We start from the raw sequence: 13,425 nt of genomic DNA on the forward strand, positions 1-13,425 counted from the left end.
AGGTTTATACCTTTCCTTCCCCATGCATTTATGGTACCATATGGAAAATGCGCCCTGCACTTCACAACTGAGAAAGCGAGCGATTTCCTATGGAAGAACACAGGCCTGCCCACGCCCCGTTTCCGGGTCTGGGCCTTCGGAGCATCAAGACCGCCCTGGCCGCCACTCTGACTGCGGTTTTGTATCTCTTTCTCCCTGGACGAAACCCCACCTTCGCCTGCATCGGCGCCGTGTTCGGCTTGGGCAGCGACATGGAGGACTCCTGGCGCAACGGCGGGAACCGCCTCATCGGCACCATTATCGGCGGCTTTCTGGGGCTGGGACTGTTTGAGCTGGAACACCGCGTAGCCCCGGAGGGAAACTACTATTTCCGTCTGCCGCTGCTGTTTCTCGGCGTCATCGTCCTGGTCACCCTGTCCGTCTTTTTCCGCTGGCCGGGGGCCGTACAGCCCGGGGGCGTGGTGCTGTGCATCATCCTTTTCAACACCCCGGCCAACCATATCGATTACGCCCTGGCCCGCATGCTGGACACCGGTGTGGGCGTCCTCATCTCCCTGCTGGTCAACCTCCTTCTCCCCCGCCGCCGGCTGGAGAAATGGCTCCGTTTGAAATCAAAGGAGGAACCGGCGGCGAAAGTGTGATATAATCCTTTTATCAAACCGCCGTCTTTTGCCGGCATCGGAGGAACATATGAAAAAAGAGACCGCCTATCCGGTGGAGCAGCCCGCTCTCCTTCTGGATTTTCTGTTGGAACATATCGGCAGCCAGTCCCGCAACAGCGTCAAGCACCTGCTCTCCCGGAGCCAGGTCTTGGTGGACGGCCGCCCCCAGACCAAGTTCGACCATCCCCTTGAGCCGGGCCAGCAGGTAACGGTCCTGCCCCAGTCCAGGGGCCCCGTGCTCCCCTTTCCCGTCCTCTACGAGGATGGGGGGCTGATCGTCATCCATAAGCCCGCCGGGCTTCTGTCCGTGTCCACCGAACGGGAGAAGCTCCGCACCGCCTACCGCATGACCAACGACTACCTCAGGGGGCGGGACGACCGGGCCCGGCTTTTTATCGTCCACCGGCTGGACCGGGACACCTCGGGGGTCCTCCTCTTCGCCAAGGACGAGGGGCTGAAGCGGTCCCTTCAGGATAACTGGAACGGCCTGGTCCAAAAGCGGGGCTACTGGGCCGTGGTGGAGGGAACCGACCTGCCCGACAGCGGCGCCTGCCGCTCTAAGCTCAAGGAGAACTCCCTCCATAAGGTATATTCCGCCAAGGGGGACGAGGGCAAGGAGGCCGTGACCACATATCATGTCCTGGCCCGGCGGAAGGAGTACGCCCTTTTGGACGTGGCGCTGGAGACCGGCCGGAAAAACCAGATCCGGGCCCACCTCTCGGAGCTGGGCCACCCGGTGGCGGGAGACAAAAAGTATGATGCCGCCACCGATCCCATCAAAAGGCTGGCCCTCCACGCCTACCAGCTCACTCTCTCCGATCCCAGAGACCACAAGACGCTCTCCTTTACCGCCCCGGTGCCCGACGGTTTTCGGAAATTGTTTCCCCGCCGCCGCTGGGCGGGAGAGGCCTGAATTTTTGAACTCTCCATTCTGTTTTCGCTGACTTTGCCTTTGATTTGTGCTATACTGGGAATCATCAAGAACTGGAACGGAGGGTTTTCCCAATGACAGACCTTCATTACTTACGCCTGCTGTCCCGCAGCTACCCCACCGCCCTCTCCGCCTCGGCGGAGATCATCAACCTGAACGCCATCTGCTGCCTGCCCAAGGGCACCGAGTACTTTTTCAGCGACCTCCATGGGGAGTATGACGCCTTCAGCTATCTGCTCTCCAGCGCCTCCGGCATCATCCGGGACAAGATCGAGGACCTCTTTTCCCGTTCCGTCTCCGTCAAGGAGCGGGAGGAATTGGCCATGCTCATCTATTCCCCCGCCGACACCCTGGCTCGCTTCCGCGGTGACCTGGACGACGAGGCCTATGATAACTGGTGCCGCATCGCCATCTACCGGCTGGTGCAGGTTTGTAAGGTAGTCTCCTCCAAATACACCCGTTCCAAGGTGCGTAAAAAGATCCCGCCCAACTTCTCCTATGTCATCGACGAGCTCCTCCACGCGGACACGGAGGAGAATAAGGAGCGCTACTACGAGGAGATCATCTGCTCCATCGTCACCACCGGCACCTCGGAGGCCTTTATCATCCAGTTCTGCTCCCTCATCCGGGAGTGCAGCGTGGACATGCTACATATCCTAGGCGACATCTTCGACCGCGGCCCCCACGCCGACCGCATCCTGGATGAGCTGCGCCGTTTCCACGACGTAGACATCCAGTGGGGCAACCACGACATCACCTGGATCGGCGCCTACCTGGGCAACCAGACCTGCGTGGCCAGCGTCCTGCGGCGGGGCGTGAGCTACAACAACTTCGACCAGCTGGAGGACGGCTACGGCATCAACCTGCGGCCTTTGTCCATGTTCGCCGCCGAGGTCTACCGGGACGACCCCTGTGAGCGCTTTGCCCCCCACATCCTGGACGAAAACGAATTCGACCCCGTGGACGCCGCCCTGGCCTCCAAGATGCACAAGGCCATGTTTATCATGGAGATGAAGCTGGAGGGGCAGCTGCTCCGCCGGCACCCGGAATACGGCCTGGAGGACCGGGTCCTCCTCTCCCACATCGACTTTTCCGCCGGGACCCTGGAGCTGGACGGCAGGACCTATCCTCTGCTGGACCGCTCCTTCCCCACCGTGGACCCCGCCGACCCTCTGAAGCTCTCAGAGGAGGAGCAAGAGCTGATGGACCGGCTCACCGCCTCTTTCCAGCACAGCAATCTGCTGGGCAAGCACATCCGGTTCCTCCTTTCCCACGGCGGGATGTACAAGGTGGTCAACGGCAACCTTCTCTATCACGGCTGTATCCCCATGACGGCGGACGGGGCCTTTGAGTCCATCTCTCTGGACGGCAAATACCTGTCGGGGCGGGCCTATCTGGATGCCCTGGACGCCAAGGTCCGGGCCGCCTTCTACGCCCCGGCCGGCTCCATGGAGCGGGAGAGCGCCGTGGACCTGTGCTGGTACCTTTGGATGGGACCCAAGTCCCCCCTCTTCGGCAAGAGCAAGATCGCCGCCTTTGAGCGCTATTTCATCGCCGAGCCGGAGACCCACGTAGAGATCTACAATCCCTACTACACCCAGGTCCAGCAGCGCGCCGTCTGCGAAATGATCCTGCGGGAATTTGGCCTGGACCCCGCCCACTCCCACATCGTCAACGGCCACGTCCCCGTCAAGGAACGGGAGGGCGAGAGCCCCATCCGGGGCGACGGGCTCCTCTTCGTCATTGACGGCGGTATCTCCAAGGCCTATCAGCGTCAGACCGGCTTCGGCGGCTACACCCTCATCTACAACTCCCACCATCTGGCCCTGGCCCAGCACAAGCCTTACAGCCAAATCAAAGACAATCCCCGCAACAGCGCCCCCAGTGTGCGCATCGTGGAGACCGTGCCCAAGCGGGTGCTGGTGGGCGATACCGATACCGGCGCCAAGCTCCGGGAACAGATCAGCTGCCTTCAGGACCTTCTCACCGCCTATCGGGAGGGCGTCATCAAGGAGCAGAATGAATAATGCAAGGGGGCGAGCCACAGCTCGCCCCCTTCTTTTTTCTACGTTATTCACAAAAGGTTTACATTACATTTATATAACATTACCAAAATCCCCTTGATTTTGACCTTGGAAGGGCCTATACTAAGGTCAGTACAAAAGAAAGGAGGAACTTCTATGACTTATGAGAACAAGCACCGCACGGGAGACGTGGACGACATGATCTTCTCCGGCGGGACCGTGATCCCCAGCCAGCGGTAACCAACAAAACATTCCACGGCAAAGAAGTAACCACACCTTGGTGCCAGGTGTGGCTTTTTTGTACCCTTTTTTCTTTCGTCTTTTTTAAGAAAAACGTCTGGATTTGATGATGGATTTGCGCCGGGGAACGTGTTATCCTGTTCCATAGAACACAGGAAAAGAGGTGACGCGAATGAAAGCCGGTAAAGAGCGGATCACATGGGGGGTGACCCTGGTGATCACGCTGGTCCTTTTGGCTCTTCTCGTCTTTCTCCTCTGGAGCTCCGGCTTTTTCGCCGCCATCGGCTCCCCAGGGGAGCTGCGCCGGTACATCGAACGTTTTACCCCCTATTCTCACTTCGTCTTTTTTGCCATCCAGCTGGCTTCGGTCATCCTGGCTCCCATCCCCAGTAACCTCACCGCAGCCGTGGGGGGCCTCCTCTTCGGCACCCTTCCGGCCTTCCTGCTCACCGCCGGGGCGGTCACTTTGGGCTCCGTCATCGTCTTTCAGCTGGGCCGGACCCTGGGCAGGCCCTTTGCCGAGCGGTTCATCAGCCGCCGGAATCTGGAGAAGTACGGCGAGGTCATCCGCCGCAAGCGGGATGTGTTCCTCTTTCTGGCCTTCCTCTTCCCCTTCTTCCCCGACGACCTCATCTGCATCATGGCGGGCCTCACCGACGTGCCCTTCCGCCGGTTCCTGGTCCTGGTGGCCGTCGCCCGGCCCTGGGGGCTGTTGGTGGCCTCAGCTCTGGGCGGTTCCGCCCTCTCCATCCCGCTGTGGGGCATGGTCCTGCTGGACCTCGGCGGACTGGCCCTGTTCCTCTGGGCCATGAAGTATGGCGACCGGTTCGAGGAGGCCGTCCTCAGGCGCCTCAAAAAATGAATCACACCACTACGGGCCCGGCGGTATAATCCATACCGCCGGGCCTTACTGTCTCAAAACACAGCCCATAGAGGTCGGTCCCCCGGCATTCCAGCGCAAAAAGCCGCCGGGCCGCCTCGTCCAGCTCCCGCACATGGGCCGTCTTTGTCAGGACGGGCACCGCCGCCCGAACTTTCATCTCCCGCAGCAGGGCCTTTCCCCTGCCGTTCATCCCCAGCACCCGGAGATAGGAGGGCCCGCTGGGGCGGTCGGCGGCGGTCAGCCCCAAAAATGCCCACAGGGCCAGCCGCCGGATCCGGGCATGGGCGTACCGCTTGGTCTTCGCCAGCTCATAAAACTCCTCCAGGCTCCCGGCCTTTCCCGCCGCCCGCATCAGCCGGGCGGGCAGACCTTCCGCCGCCCCGCTGTCGGGAAGCCGGGAGAAGTCCCTCTCGTCCATCTGCCTCAGCCGGGCCAGGACCGCCCGCTGGATCCGCTCCATATCCGCCGTCCCGGCCCGCTCCAGCGCGGCCCGGATCCCCGGCGGCGTCCAGCGTTCCAGCTCCTCCCACCGCCCCTGCCCGGCCAGAGCCCGCAGCGTGGAGGCGGAGGCGAAACCATTTGCAGGGCAATCACTGTCATGGGAAATCCCTTGCCGAAAAATGGCCACGGCGGCCAGTCCTTTGCCCGCCGCCCGCAGGTATTCCACCCCCAGGCTGTCATTGGGGCTGTTCAGCAGCGACGCCTCTTTTCCCACGCAGCGCTGGGCGGCTTTTTGCCGGGCCGCCGCAAAGGAGATCCCCTTGTCCATCTCCACCCGCAGCGCGTCCCGGTATTCCTCCCCCTCCAGGACTTCCGCCAGATGTTTGAGGGCCGCCAGGTCGCCGCTCTCGCTTCCAAAGGAGATGGTATCCACCACGCCGGTAGCCTCCAGCGTGGCCACCGCCCCCCGGGCAAAGCCCTCGGCAGAGGAGATGGCCCAGGGCAGGGGCAGTTCCAGCACCAGATCGGCTCCCCCTGCCAGCGCCAGGGCCGCCCGGGTCCACTTGTCCGTCAGGGCGCACTCCCCCCGCTGGACCCAGCTGCCGGACATGACGCACACCACCGGCGTCTCCCCGCCCAAACGCCGGCGTGTCTCGGCGATGTGGTGGGCATGACCCAGGTGGAAGGGGTTATATTCCGCGACGATGCCCACTGCTTTCATGACTTTCCTCCAAATACGCCCACTCTTTCCGCGTTCTTTTGCACGGAAAAAGGAGTTGTTCTTTTTCCAAAAAGTGATACAATAAAAACGTTGAGTTTTTGTCCCTATCTTGTTAAGAATTTAACACATTTTTGATGGAATCACAAGTATCGGGAACATTTTTATTTTGAAGGAGAGAAGAACCAATGAAGATCCTCGTCATCAACGCCGGCAGCTCCTCCCTGAAGTATCAGCTCATGGACTCCGCCAGCCACGACGTGCTGGCCAAGGGCCTGTGCGAGCGCATCGGCATCGACGGCCGTCTGACCCACAAGGTCCCCTCCAAGGACCTGAAGAAGGAATTCGAGATCCCCATGCCCACCCACTCCGAGGCCATCGCCTCTGTGCTGGACGCCCTGGTCTCCCCCGAGCACGGCGTCATCAAGGACGTGAAGGAGATCGACGCCGTGGGCCACCGGGTGGTGCATGGTGGGGAGAAGTTTGCCGCCTCCGCCCTCATCACCGACGACGTGATGAAGGCCCTGGAAGAGTGCATCCCCCTGGCTCCTCTCCACAACCCCGCCAACATCACCGGTATCCAGGCCTGCCAGAAGGTCATGCCCGGCGTGCCCATGGTGGCCGTGTTCGATACTGCCTTCCATCAGACCATGCCCGAAAAGGCCTACCTCTATGCCCTTCCCTATGAGTATTACGAGAAGGACAAGGTCCGCCGTTACGGTTTCCACGGCACCTCCCACCGCTATGTCACCGCCCGGGCCGCCGCCATGCTGGGCAAGAAGGCCGAGGATGTGAAGATCATCACCTGCCACCTGGGCAACGGCTCCTCCGTGGCCGCCGTGGACGGCGGCAAGAGCGTGGACACCTCCATGGGCTTCACCCCCCTGGCCGGCCTGCCCATGGGCACCCGCTCCGGCGATCTGGACGCCGGCATCCTGGAGTACCTGATGACCAAGTACGGCATGGACATCAAAGAGATGCTGAACATCCTCAACAAGAAGTCCGGCGTGCTGGGCATCTCCGGTGTGTCCTCCGACTTCCGTGATCTGGAGGACGCCGCCAAGGGCGGCAACCACCGGGCCGAGCTGGCTTTGGAGAGCTTCCAGTACAACGTGAAGAAGCTCATCGGCGCCTATGCCGCCGCCATGGGCGGAGTGGATGCCATCGTCTTTACCGCCGGCGTGGGCGAGAACGACGCCGCCACCCGGATGGCCGTGGCCTCTGGCCTGGAGTTCATGGGCGTGAAGATGGATGCCGAAGCCAACAACACCCGGGGCAAGGAGACCGTTATCTCCGCCGCCGACTCCAAGGTGAAGGTCCTCCTCATCCCCACCGATGAAGAGCTGATGATCGCCACCGACACCGCCGAGATCGTGGGCAAGCATTGATCTGATATTAAATGCCAAAGGAGGGGCGCCCGTTAGGGCGCCCCTCCTTATTATTGTCTTGTACTTGGTTCTAAGAGCAGGATCGCTTATTGATTTTGAAGCGTTAAACCACGCCCTGGGCCAGCATGGCGTCCGCCACCTTGAGGAACCCGGCGACGTTGGCGCCCGCCACCAGATTGCCTTTCATACCGTACTCCTCGGCGGCCTGGGCGGCGCTGTGGTAGAGATTCACCATGATGCCGTGCAATCTTTCGTCCACCTCGTCAAAACTCCAGGACAGCCGCAGGGAGTTTTGGCTCATCTCCAGGCCGGAGGTGGCCACGCCGCCGGCGTTGGACGCCTTGGCAGGGGCGAACAGCAGTCCCGCCCCCTGGATCACGGCCACGGCCTCGGGGGTGCAGGGCATGTTGGCCCCCTCCACCACGGCGAAGCAGCCGTTGGCCACCAGAGCCTTGGCCCCCGCCGCATCCAGCTCGTTCTGGGTGGCGCAGGGCAGCGCCACGCCGCACTTCACATTCCAGATCCCGCCGCAGCCTTCCACGTACTTGGCGGTGGGAACATAGTCCAGGTAGGTCTTGATCCGCGCCCGCTTGACCTCCTTGATTTCCTGGATGATCCGGTAGTCGATGCCGTTCTCATCCACGATATAGCCCGAGGAATCGCTCATGGCCACCACGGTGGCCCCCAGCTGGACAGCCTTCTGGTTGGCGTAGGTGGCCACGTTGCCGGAGCCGGAGATGACCACCTTCTGGCCCTCGAAGGACTTCCCGGCGGCCTTGAGCATCTCCTCGGCAAAGTAGCAGATGCCGTAGCCGGTGGCCTCGGTCCGGGCCAGGGAGCCGCCGTAGTTCAGGCCCTTGCCGGTAAGGACTCCGGTGAACTCGTTGCGGATTCGTTTATACTGGCCGAAGAGGTAGCCGATCTCCCGGCCGCCCACGCCGATATCCCCGGCCGGCACGTCGGTGTCGGGCCCGATATGGCGCTGGAGCTCCGTCATAAAGGACTGGCAGAAGCGCATAACCTCCGCGTCCGACTTGCCCTTGGGGTCAAAATCGCTGCCCCCCTTGCCGCCGCCCATGGGAAGGGTGGTCAGGGCGTTTTTAAAGGTCTGCTCAAAGCCCAGGAATTTGATGATGGAGAGATTGACGCTGGGATGAAACCGCAGCCCGCCCTTATAGGGGCCAATGGCGGAGTTGAATTCCACCCGGTAGCCCCGGTTGACCCGGACCTTGCCGCTGTCATCCACCCAGGGCACCCGGAACTGGACGATCCGCTCCGGCTCTACCAGGCGCTCGATGATCCCCCACTTTTCCAGCTCGGGGCGGCGTTCCACCACAGGCTCCAGGGACTCCAAAACCTCCTGGACCGCCTGAAGGAATTCCGGCTCATGGGCGCTTTTTTTCTCCAGTGCCTCGTAGACACCTTTCAGGTACGGATTTTTCAACACCATAAGAATCTCTCCTTTACCTGGGGCGGGCAAAAAGGACTATCCCGCCAGATTTATCCCTGCCACTTTCATTTCGTCTGAAAGATTGTCCTCATTATACCCTTCAACACGGGAATGCGCAATAGAAATCTGCATCAACAGCATTCCAAAATTTCATATTTGAGGCTTTTCTCTCTTGTCGGCAATTACAAAAAGACCCGGCGGCAACACCGCCGGGTCTTTCTTATGTAGGTTATTTCCGTCCCGAAGCCGCGGCCGCCTTTTTCTCCAGCGTCTCGCTCCACAGCTTTTCCGCCGTGGGCTTCCAGCAGGCGGCGTACTGCTCACACTTGTCACAGAGGTGGTCGGCGCTCTCGGGAGACTGCATGTCGGTGGACTTGGCTCCCGTCTCCTTCACAAGCTGGCGCAGCCGCTCCGGATTCTCCAGCATGGGGCAGGGCCGGAGCATGTTGTCATTGAAGGGCTGGTTGTCGTGGTAGGCCATGAAAATCGGGCTCTTCAGCGCCTCCAGCAGTGTGCAGTCGTGGATATTGGCATTGGAATAATGAATGAACACGCAGGGATCCACGTCCCCGTTGGCGTTGATGTGCAGATACTCCCGCCCGCCGGCGATGCAGCCGCCGATGTACTCGGCGTCGTTTTGGAAGTCCAGCGTAAACAGGGCCTTGCTCCCCCGGAACTGGCGGATGCGGTGGTACACCATCTCCCGCTGCTCCGGGCTGGGCAGCAGGGACAGCGCCGCGTCGTTGCCCACGGGCATATAGTGGAAAAACCAGGTGAACAGGGCGCCCAGATCAATGAGCTGGTCGAAGAAAGCCTCGCTGGTGATGTCCTCGCAGTTGACGCTGGTATAGCAGGCCGAGATGCCGAAGGGCAGTTTGTGATCCTTCAGGAGGCGCATGGCGGTGGTGACCTTGTCATAGACGCCCTCGCCCCGCCGGCTGTCGTTGGCCTCCTCAAAGCCCTCCAGAGAGATGGCGGGAATAAAGTTCTTCACCCGCAGCAAATCCTGGCAGAAGGCCTCGTCGATAAGGGTCGCGTTGGTGAAGGAGAGGAATTCGCAGTCGGGGTGCATCTCACACAGCTTGATCAGGTCGGCCTTCCGCACCAAGGGCTCGCCGCCGGTATAGATGTACATGTAGATGCCCAGCTCTTTGCCCTGGCTGATGATGGAATCCATGTCCTCCAGCGTCAGGTTGAGCTTATTGCCGTACTCCGCCGCCCAGCATCCGGTGCAGTGGAGGTTGCAGGCCGACGTGGGGTCCAGCAACACCGCCCAGGGCACGTTGCAGTTCTCCCGCTGAGCCACCTCCTGCTGGATCCCGGTGCCCTTCAGGCTGGCGTTGACGATAAAGTTCCGGAAAAAGACCTTGCGCACCTCCGGGTCCAAATCGTACACCCGCAGAATGAGGTCATACCAGTTGTCCTTGTTCTGAATGGCGCTGCGCACGGCGCCCCGCTGGCCCTCGTACCAGCCGTCCGGAGAAAGACGGTCCACCAGTTCCATCAGCTTGGGAAGGTTCTCTTCCGGGTCTTTTTCCAGGTATCCCAAGGCCCCGTTAACCGCGGCGGCCAGAGCCGCCTGCTTGGCTTTATCCATTACTCCCATCGTATTCAGCTCCATTCTTTTTTCAGCGTGCCACTCTTGGTAATTTATGTATTGGACAGCATGTTGATAACCTTGCTTAATCATTATTATAACACAGTTTCAAAGAAAATCAACAGGTGTAGTTTAATTCTTTTTGATTCGTCATTTTCCGCGTTGTCCGACGGGGCAAACTATGGTACACTGAAAAGCGGTGATTTACATGATCAAGATACAAAATCTCTCCCTCCCCCTGGACTATACACCCGAGGATCTGGCCCGCAGGGCGGCGAAGCTGCTGGGGGTCTCCCCCGACTCCCTGGACAGGGTGCTCCTTCTGCGCCGCTCCGTGGACGCCCGGAAGAAGCAGGATGTGCGCTATGTGTGCGCAGTGGGGGTGGAGGCGGCGGATGAGGCCCGGCTGCTCTCCCGTATCCACGACCCCAATGTGTCCCTCTGGGCCCCTGAGCCCTATGTGTTCCCCCAGGTCCGCCGCGCCTCCCCCCTGCCCCCCGTGGTGGTGGGCATGGGCCCCGCGGGGCTGTTTGCCGCCCTGTTTCTGGCCCGGGCCGGGCTTGCCCCCATCGTCCTGGAGCGGGGACGCCCGGTGGAGGAGCGGGCGGCGGACGTGGAGCGCTTCTGGTCCGGCGGTCCCCTGGGCCCCGCCTCCAACGTCCAGTTCGGCGAAGGCGGCGCGGGCACCTTTTCCGACGGCAAGCTGAACACCGGCACCCATGATAGGCGCATCACTGCCGTCCTGGAGGAATTCGTAAAGCACGGCGCCCCGGAGGATATCCTCTGGCAGCAGAAACCCCACGTGGGCACCGACCTTCTCCGGGAGGTAGTGAAAAGCATCCGCCGGGAGCTCCTCGCCTTGGGGTGCGACGTCCGCTTCGGCCACCAACTCACCGGTCTGGAGATCCGGGACGGGCATCTCACCGGGATCCAGGTGACCGCCGGGGAAGGGCCTTACCGCCTGGACTGCGACGCCCTTGTCCTCTCTCCCGGCCACTCCGCCCGGGACACCTTCCGGATGCTTCAGGCGGCGGGGATCCCCATGGAGGCCAAGCCCTTCGCCATCGGCTGCCGGATCGAACACAGCCAGGAGGCCGTCTCGGCGGCCCAGTACGGCCCCGCCTGGGAAAAGCTCCCCCCGGCGGACTACAAGCTGTCCTGCCACCTGCCCGGCGGCCGCTCCGCCTTCACCTTCTGCGTCTGCCCCGGCGGCCAGGTGGTGGCCGCCGCCTCGGAGCAGGGGGGCGTGGTCACCAACGGCATGAGCCTGCGGGCCCGGGACGGGGCCAACATCAACGGCGGGTTCCTGGTGGGGGTCTCCCCCGCCGACTTCGGCCCCGGTGCCCTGGACGGCATCGCCTTCCAGGAGCGGTGGGAGCGTCTGGCCTTCTCCTCCTCCGGAGGTGCCTTCCTGGCCCCAGGGCAAAGTGTGGGGGATTTCCTGGCGGGCCGGGCCACTTCCTCCCTGTCAGGGATCTCCCCCACCTACCGCCCCGGCGTGGTCCCCGGCAGCCTGGAGGACTGTCTCCCCGGATACGTGACGGACACGCTCCGCGCCGCCCTGCCTGTCTTTGACCGCAAGCTTCACGGCTTCGCCGACCCTGCCGCCGTCATGACCGGGGTGGAGACCCGTTCCTCCTCCCCGGTGCGCCTCCCCCGGGACGAGGGGTTCCAGTCCCTCCTCCGGGGCCTCTACCCCTGCGGTGAGGGGGCCGGCTACGCCGGGGGCATCACCTCCGCCGCCGTGGACGGGATCCGGGTGGCCGAGGCGGTCTGCGCAAACTGATCCGTTTTCCCATCGATGTATAAAATCTCCCCTTGCTCCAGATTCTAGGAGCAAGGGGAGATTTTTCTACTCATTTTCTCTCCGTCATGGTAGGCTTTTTACTTGTCGAATATGGTCGAACTGCTGAAAGGAGAAAGAGAAATGAGCAGAAAGCAGTATGAACGGGGCATCTCTTATGATGACCAGCGCAACGTCTACTACCTCTACATGGACCTGGGCCGGGACGAGGACGGCCGGAGGCTGCGGCAATACCGCACCTTCCCCACCCTTACCGCCGCCCGAAAGGCCCGCAACGAATTCCTGGCAAAGAAGGCCCAGGCGGAAGCCATCATCCCGGTGGACATGACCCTGGACCAGTGGTTGGACGTCTGGATGGAAGAGATCATCATCCCCAACCGGGCGGAAACCACCGTGTACGGCTACCGGAAGATCATCGTCAACCACCTCTCCCCCGCCATGGGCCACATCCCCCTCCAAAAGGTCTCACCCAAGGATCTGCAGCGCTATTACGCCGAGCTGATGCGGGAAAAGGGGCTCTCCGCCAACACGGTGCGGCGGCACCACGACCTTCTCTCCGCCGCCCTGCACGCAGCCCTCCGGCAGGACTTGATCCCCCGCTGCCCCACCGAGCGGGTGGAGCCCCCCAGGGTCATCCCCAAGGAAACCCGGTACTATACCTCGGAAAACCTCAAGCGGCTCTATCAGCTGGTGGAGGGCCACTGGCTGGAGGTGGTGGTCCATCTGGCCGGAAGCCTGGGCCTGCGGCGGGAGGAGATCTGCGGCCTGCGCTGGGAGAGCGTGGATTTCCAGCTGCGGAAGATCCACATCCGGGCCGCCCGCACCGTGGCCGGGGCCCGGGTCATCGACAAGGAGACCAAGAACCGCTCCTCCGCCCGGGTCCTCCACATGGGGGACGACATCTACCGCCTGCTCCGCCAGGAGCGGGGCCGCCAGAACGAGCACAGGCTGGCCATGGGCCCCGCCTGGCCCAACAGCGGGCTGGTGGCCGTGGACAAAAGCGGCGTCCCCTTCTCCCCCAACTCCCTCTCCCTGGCCTTCACCAAGTTCATCCGCTCCCACGACGAGCTGCCGCCCCTCACCCTCCACGGCCTGCGGCACACCTTCGCCACCGTGGCCTCCGCCCAGGGCGCCCCCCTCTTCGACATTGGCAAAGCCCTGGGCCACTCCACCCCCGCCACCACGGGACGCATCTACACCCATCTGGTGGACCAGCTCCACACCGCCACGCTGGACAAGGTGGCCCAGGCCCTTAAATAAGAAAACACACTTTGCCCTCGGAAACAG

10 protein-coding genes are annotated in these 13,425 nt (G+C 62.1%); 7 read left to right on the forward strand and 3 right to left on the reverse strand.

Going from position 1 to position 13,425, the window contains the following annotated elements; translation table 11 throughout:
* The first annotated feature begins 89 nt into the window (after window positions 1–89).
* The 4 genes from AAEU42_RS08940 (at window position 90) to AAEU42_RS08955 (ending at window position 4,719) form a co-directional block, all read left to right on the forward strand.
* Window positions 90–641, forward strand: coding sequence for an FUSC family protein (locus AAEU42_RS08940; protein ID WP_342233190.1), 552 nt, complete (start codon window positions 90–92; stop codon window positions 639–641).
* A 49-nt stretch (window positions 642–690) separates the two neighbouring features.
* The gene (locus AAEU42_RS08945) at window positions 691–1,575 is read left to right on the forward strand and encodes an RluA family pseudouridine synthase (RefSeq protein WP_342233191.1); all 885 of its coding nucleotides are present in this window, start codon (window positions 691–693) and stop codon (window positions 1,573–1,575) included.
* 92 nt (window positions 1,576–1,667) lie between these two features.
* A complete protein-coding gene (locus AAEU42_RS08950; RefSeq protein WP_342233192.1) occupies window positions 1,668–3,620 on the forward strand; it encodes a fructose-1,6-bisphosphatase in 1,953 nt (650 codons plus the stop codon).
* 409 nt (window positions 3,621–4,029) lie between these two features.
* Window positions 4,030–4,719 carry a TVP38/TMEM64 family protein gene (locus tag AAEU42_RS08955; protein ID WP_342233193.1) on the forward strand — a complete coding sequence of 230 codons (690 nt, stop codon included), beginning with the start codon at window positions 4,030–4,032 and terminating at the stop codon, window positions 4,717–4,719.
* 1 nt (window position 4,720) lies between these two features.
* On the opposite strand, the gene AAEU42_RS08960 is transcribed toward AAEU42_RS08955, so the two are convergent.
* Window positions 4,721–5,902: a tRNA(Met) cytidine acetate ligase gene (locus AAEU42_RS08960; protein ID WP_342233194.1), complete on the reverse strand. Its 1,182-nt coding sequence runs from the start codon at window positions 5,900–5,902 to the stop codon at window positions 4,721–4,723.
* A 185-nt stretch (window positions 5,903–6,087) separates the two neighbouring features.
* Here AAEU42_RS08960 and AAEU42_RS08965 point away from each other — a divergent pair, with 185 nt between their 5' ends.
* Window positions 6,088–7,287 carry an acetate/propionate family kinase gene (locus AAEU42_RS08965; protein WP_342233195.1) on the forward strand — a complete coding sequence of 400 codons (1,200 nt, stop codon included), beginning with the start codon at window positions 6,088–6,090 and terminating at the stop codon, window positions 7,285–7,287.
* A 103-nt stretch (window positions 7,288–7,390) separates the two neighbouring features.
* Here AAEU42_RS08965 and gdhA read toward each other — a convergent pair whose 3' ends face one another.
* A complete protein-coding gene (gene gdhA, locus AAEU42_RS08970; protein WP_342233196.1) occupies window positions 7,391–8,737 on the reverse strand; it encodes an NADP-specific glutamate dehydrogenase in 1,347 nt (448 codons plus the stop codon).
* Between the two features lie 229 nt (window positions 8,738–8,966).
* On the reverse strand, window positions 8,967–10,343 hold the full coding sequence (locus tag AAEU42_RS08975; protein ID WP_342233197.1) for a radical SAM protein: 1,377 nt from the start codon (window positions 10,341–10,343) through the stop codon (window positions 8,967–8,969).
* A 199-nt stretch (window positions 10,344–10,542) separates the two neighbouring features.
* Between AAEU42_RS08975 and AAEU42_RS08980 the strand changes: the two genes are divergently transcribed.
* Both AAEU42_RS08980 and AAEU42_RS08985 read left to right on the forward strand, forming a co-directional pair.
* A complete protein-coding gene (locus AAEU42_RS08980) occupies window positions 10,543–12,120 on the forward strand; it encodes an NAD(P)/FAD-dependent oxidoreductase (protein WP_342233198.1) in 1,578 nt (525 codons plus the stop codon).
* 141 nt (window positions 12,121–12,261) lie between these two features.
* Window positions 12,262–13,398, forward strand: coding sequence for a site-specific integrase (locus AAEU42_RS08985; protein WP_342233199.1), 1,137 nt, complete (start codon window positions 12,262–12,264; stop codon window positions 13,396–13,398).
* The last annotated feature ends 27 nt before the right edge of the window (window positions 13,399–13,425 follow it).

Origin of the sequence: Pseudoflavonifractor phocaeensis (genome assembly GCF_038439875.1) — a bacterium.
GTDB lineage: Bacteria > Bacillota > Clostridia > Oscillospirales > Oscillospiraceae > Vermiculatibacterium.

Bases quoted from the DNA above. Each gene is read 5' to 3' on its own strand.
- AAEU42_RS08940 (WP_342233190.1), top strand. From the start codon at position 90: ATGGAAGAACACAGGCCTGCCCACGCCCCGTTTCCGGGTCTGGGCCTT.
- AAEU42_RS08945 (WP_342233191.1), top strand. From the start codon at position 691: ATGAAAAAAGAGACCGCCTATCCGGTGGAGCAGCCCGCTCTCCTTCTG.
- AAEU42_RS08950 (WP_342233192.1), top strand. From the start codon at position 1,668: ATGACAGACCTTCATTACTTACGCCTGCTGTCCCGCAGCTACCCCACC.
- AAEU42_RS08955 (WP_342233193.1), top strand. From the start codon at position 4,030: ATGAAAGCCGGTAAAGAGCGGATCACATGGGGGGTGACCCTGGTGATC.
- AAEU42_RS08960 (WP_342233194.1), bottom strand. From the start codon at position 5,902: ATGAAAGCAGTGGGCATCGTCGCGGAATATAACCCCTTCCACCTGGGT.
- AAEU42_RS08965 (WP_342233195.1), top strand. From the start codon at position 6,088: ATGAAGATCCTCGTCATCAACGCCGGCAGCTCCTCCCTGAAGTATCAG.
- gdhA (WP_342233196.1), bottom strand. From the start codon at position 8,737: ATGGTGTTGAAAAATCCGTACCTGAAAGGTGTCTACGAGGCACTGGAG.
- AAEU42_RS08975 (WP_342233197.1), bottom strand. From the start codon at position 10,343: ATGGGAGTAATGGATAAAGCCAAGCAGGCGGCTCTGGCCGCCGCGGTT.
- AAEU42_RS08980 (WP_342233198.1), top strand. From the start codon at position 10,543: ATGATCAAGATACAAAATCTCTCCCTCCCCCTGGACTATACACCCGAG.
- AAEU42_RS08985 (WP_342233199.1), top strand. From the start codon at position 12,262: ATGAGCAGAAAGCAGTATGAACGGGGCATCTCTTATGATGACCAGCGC.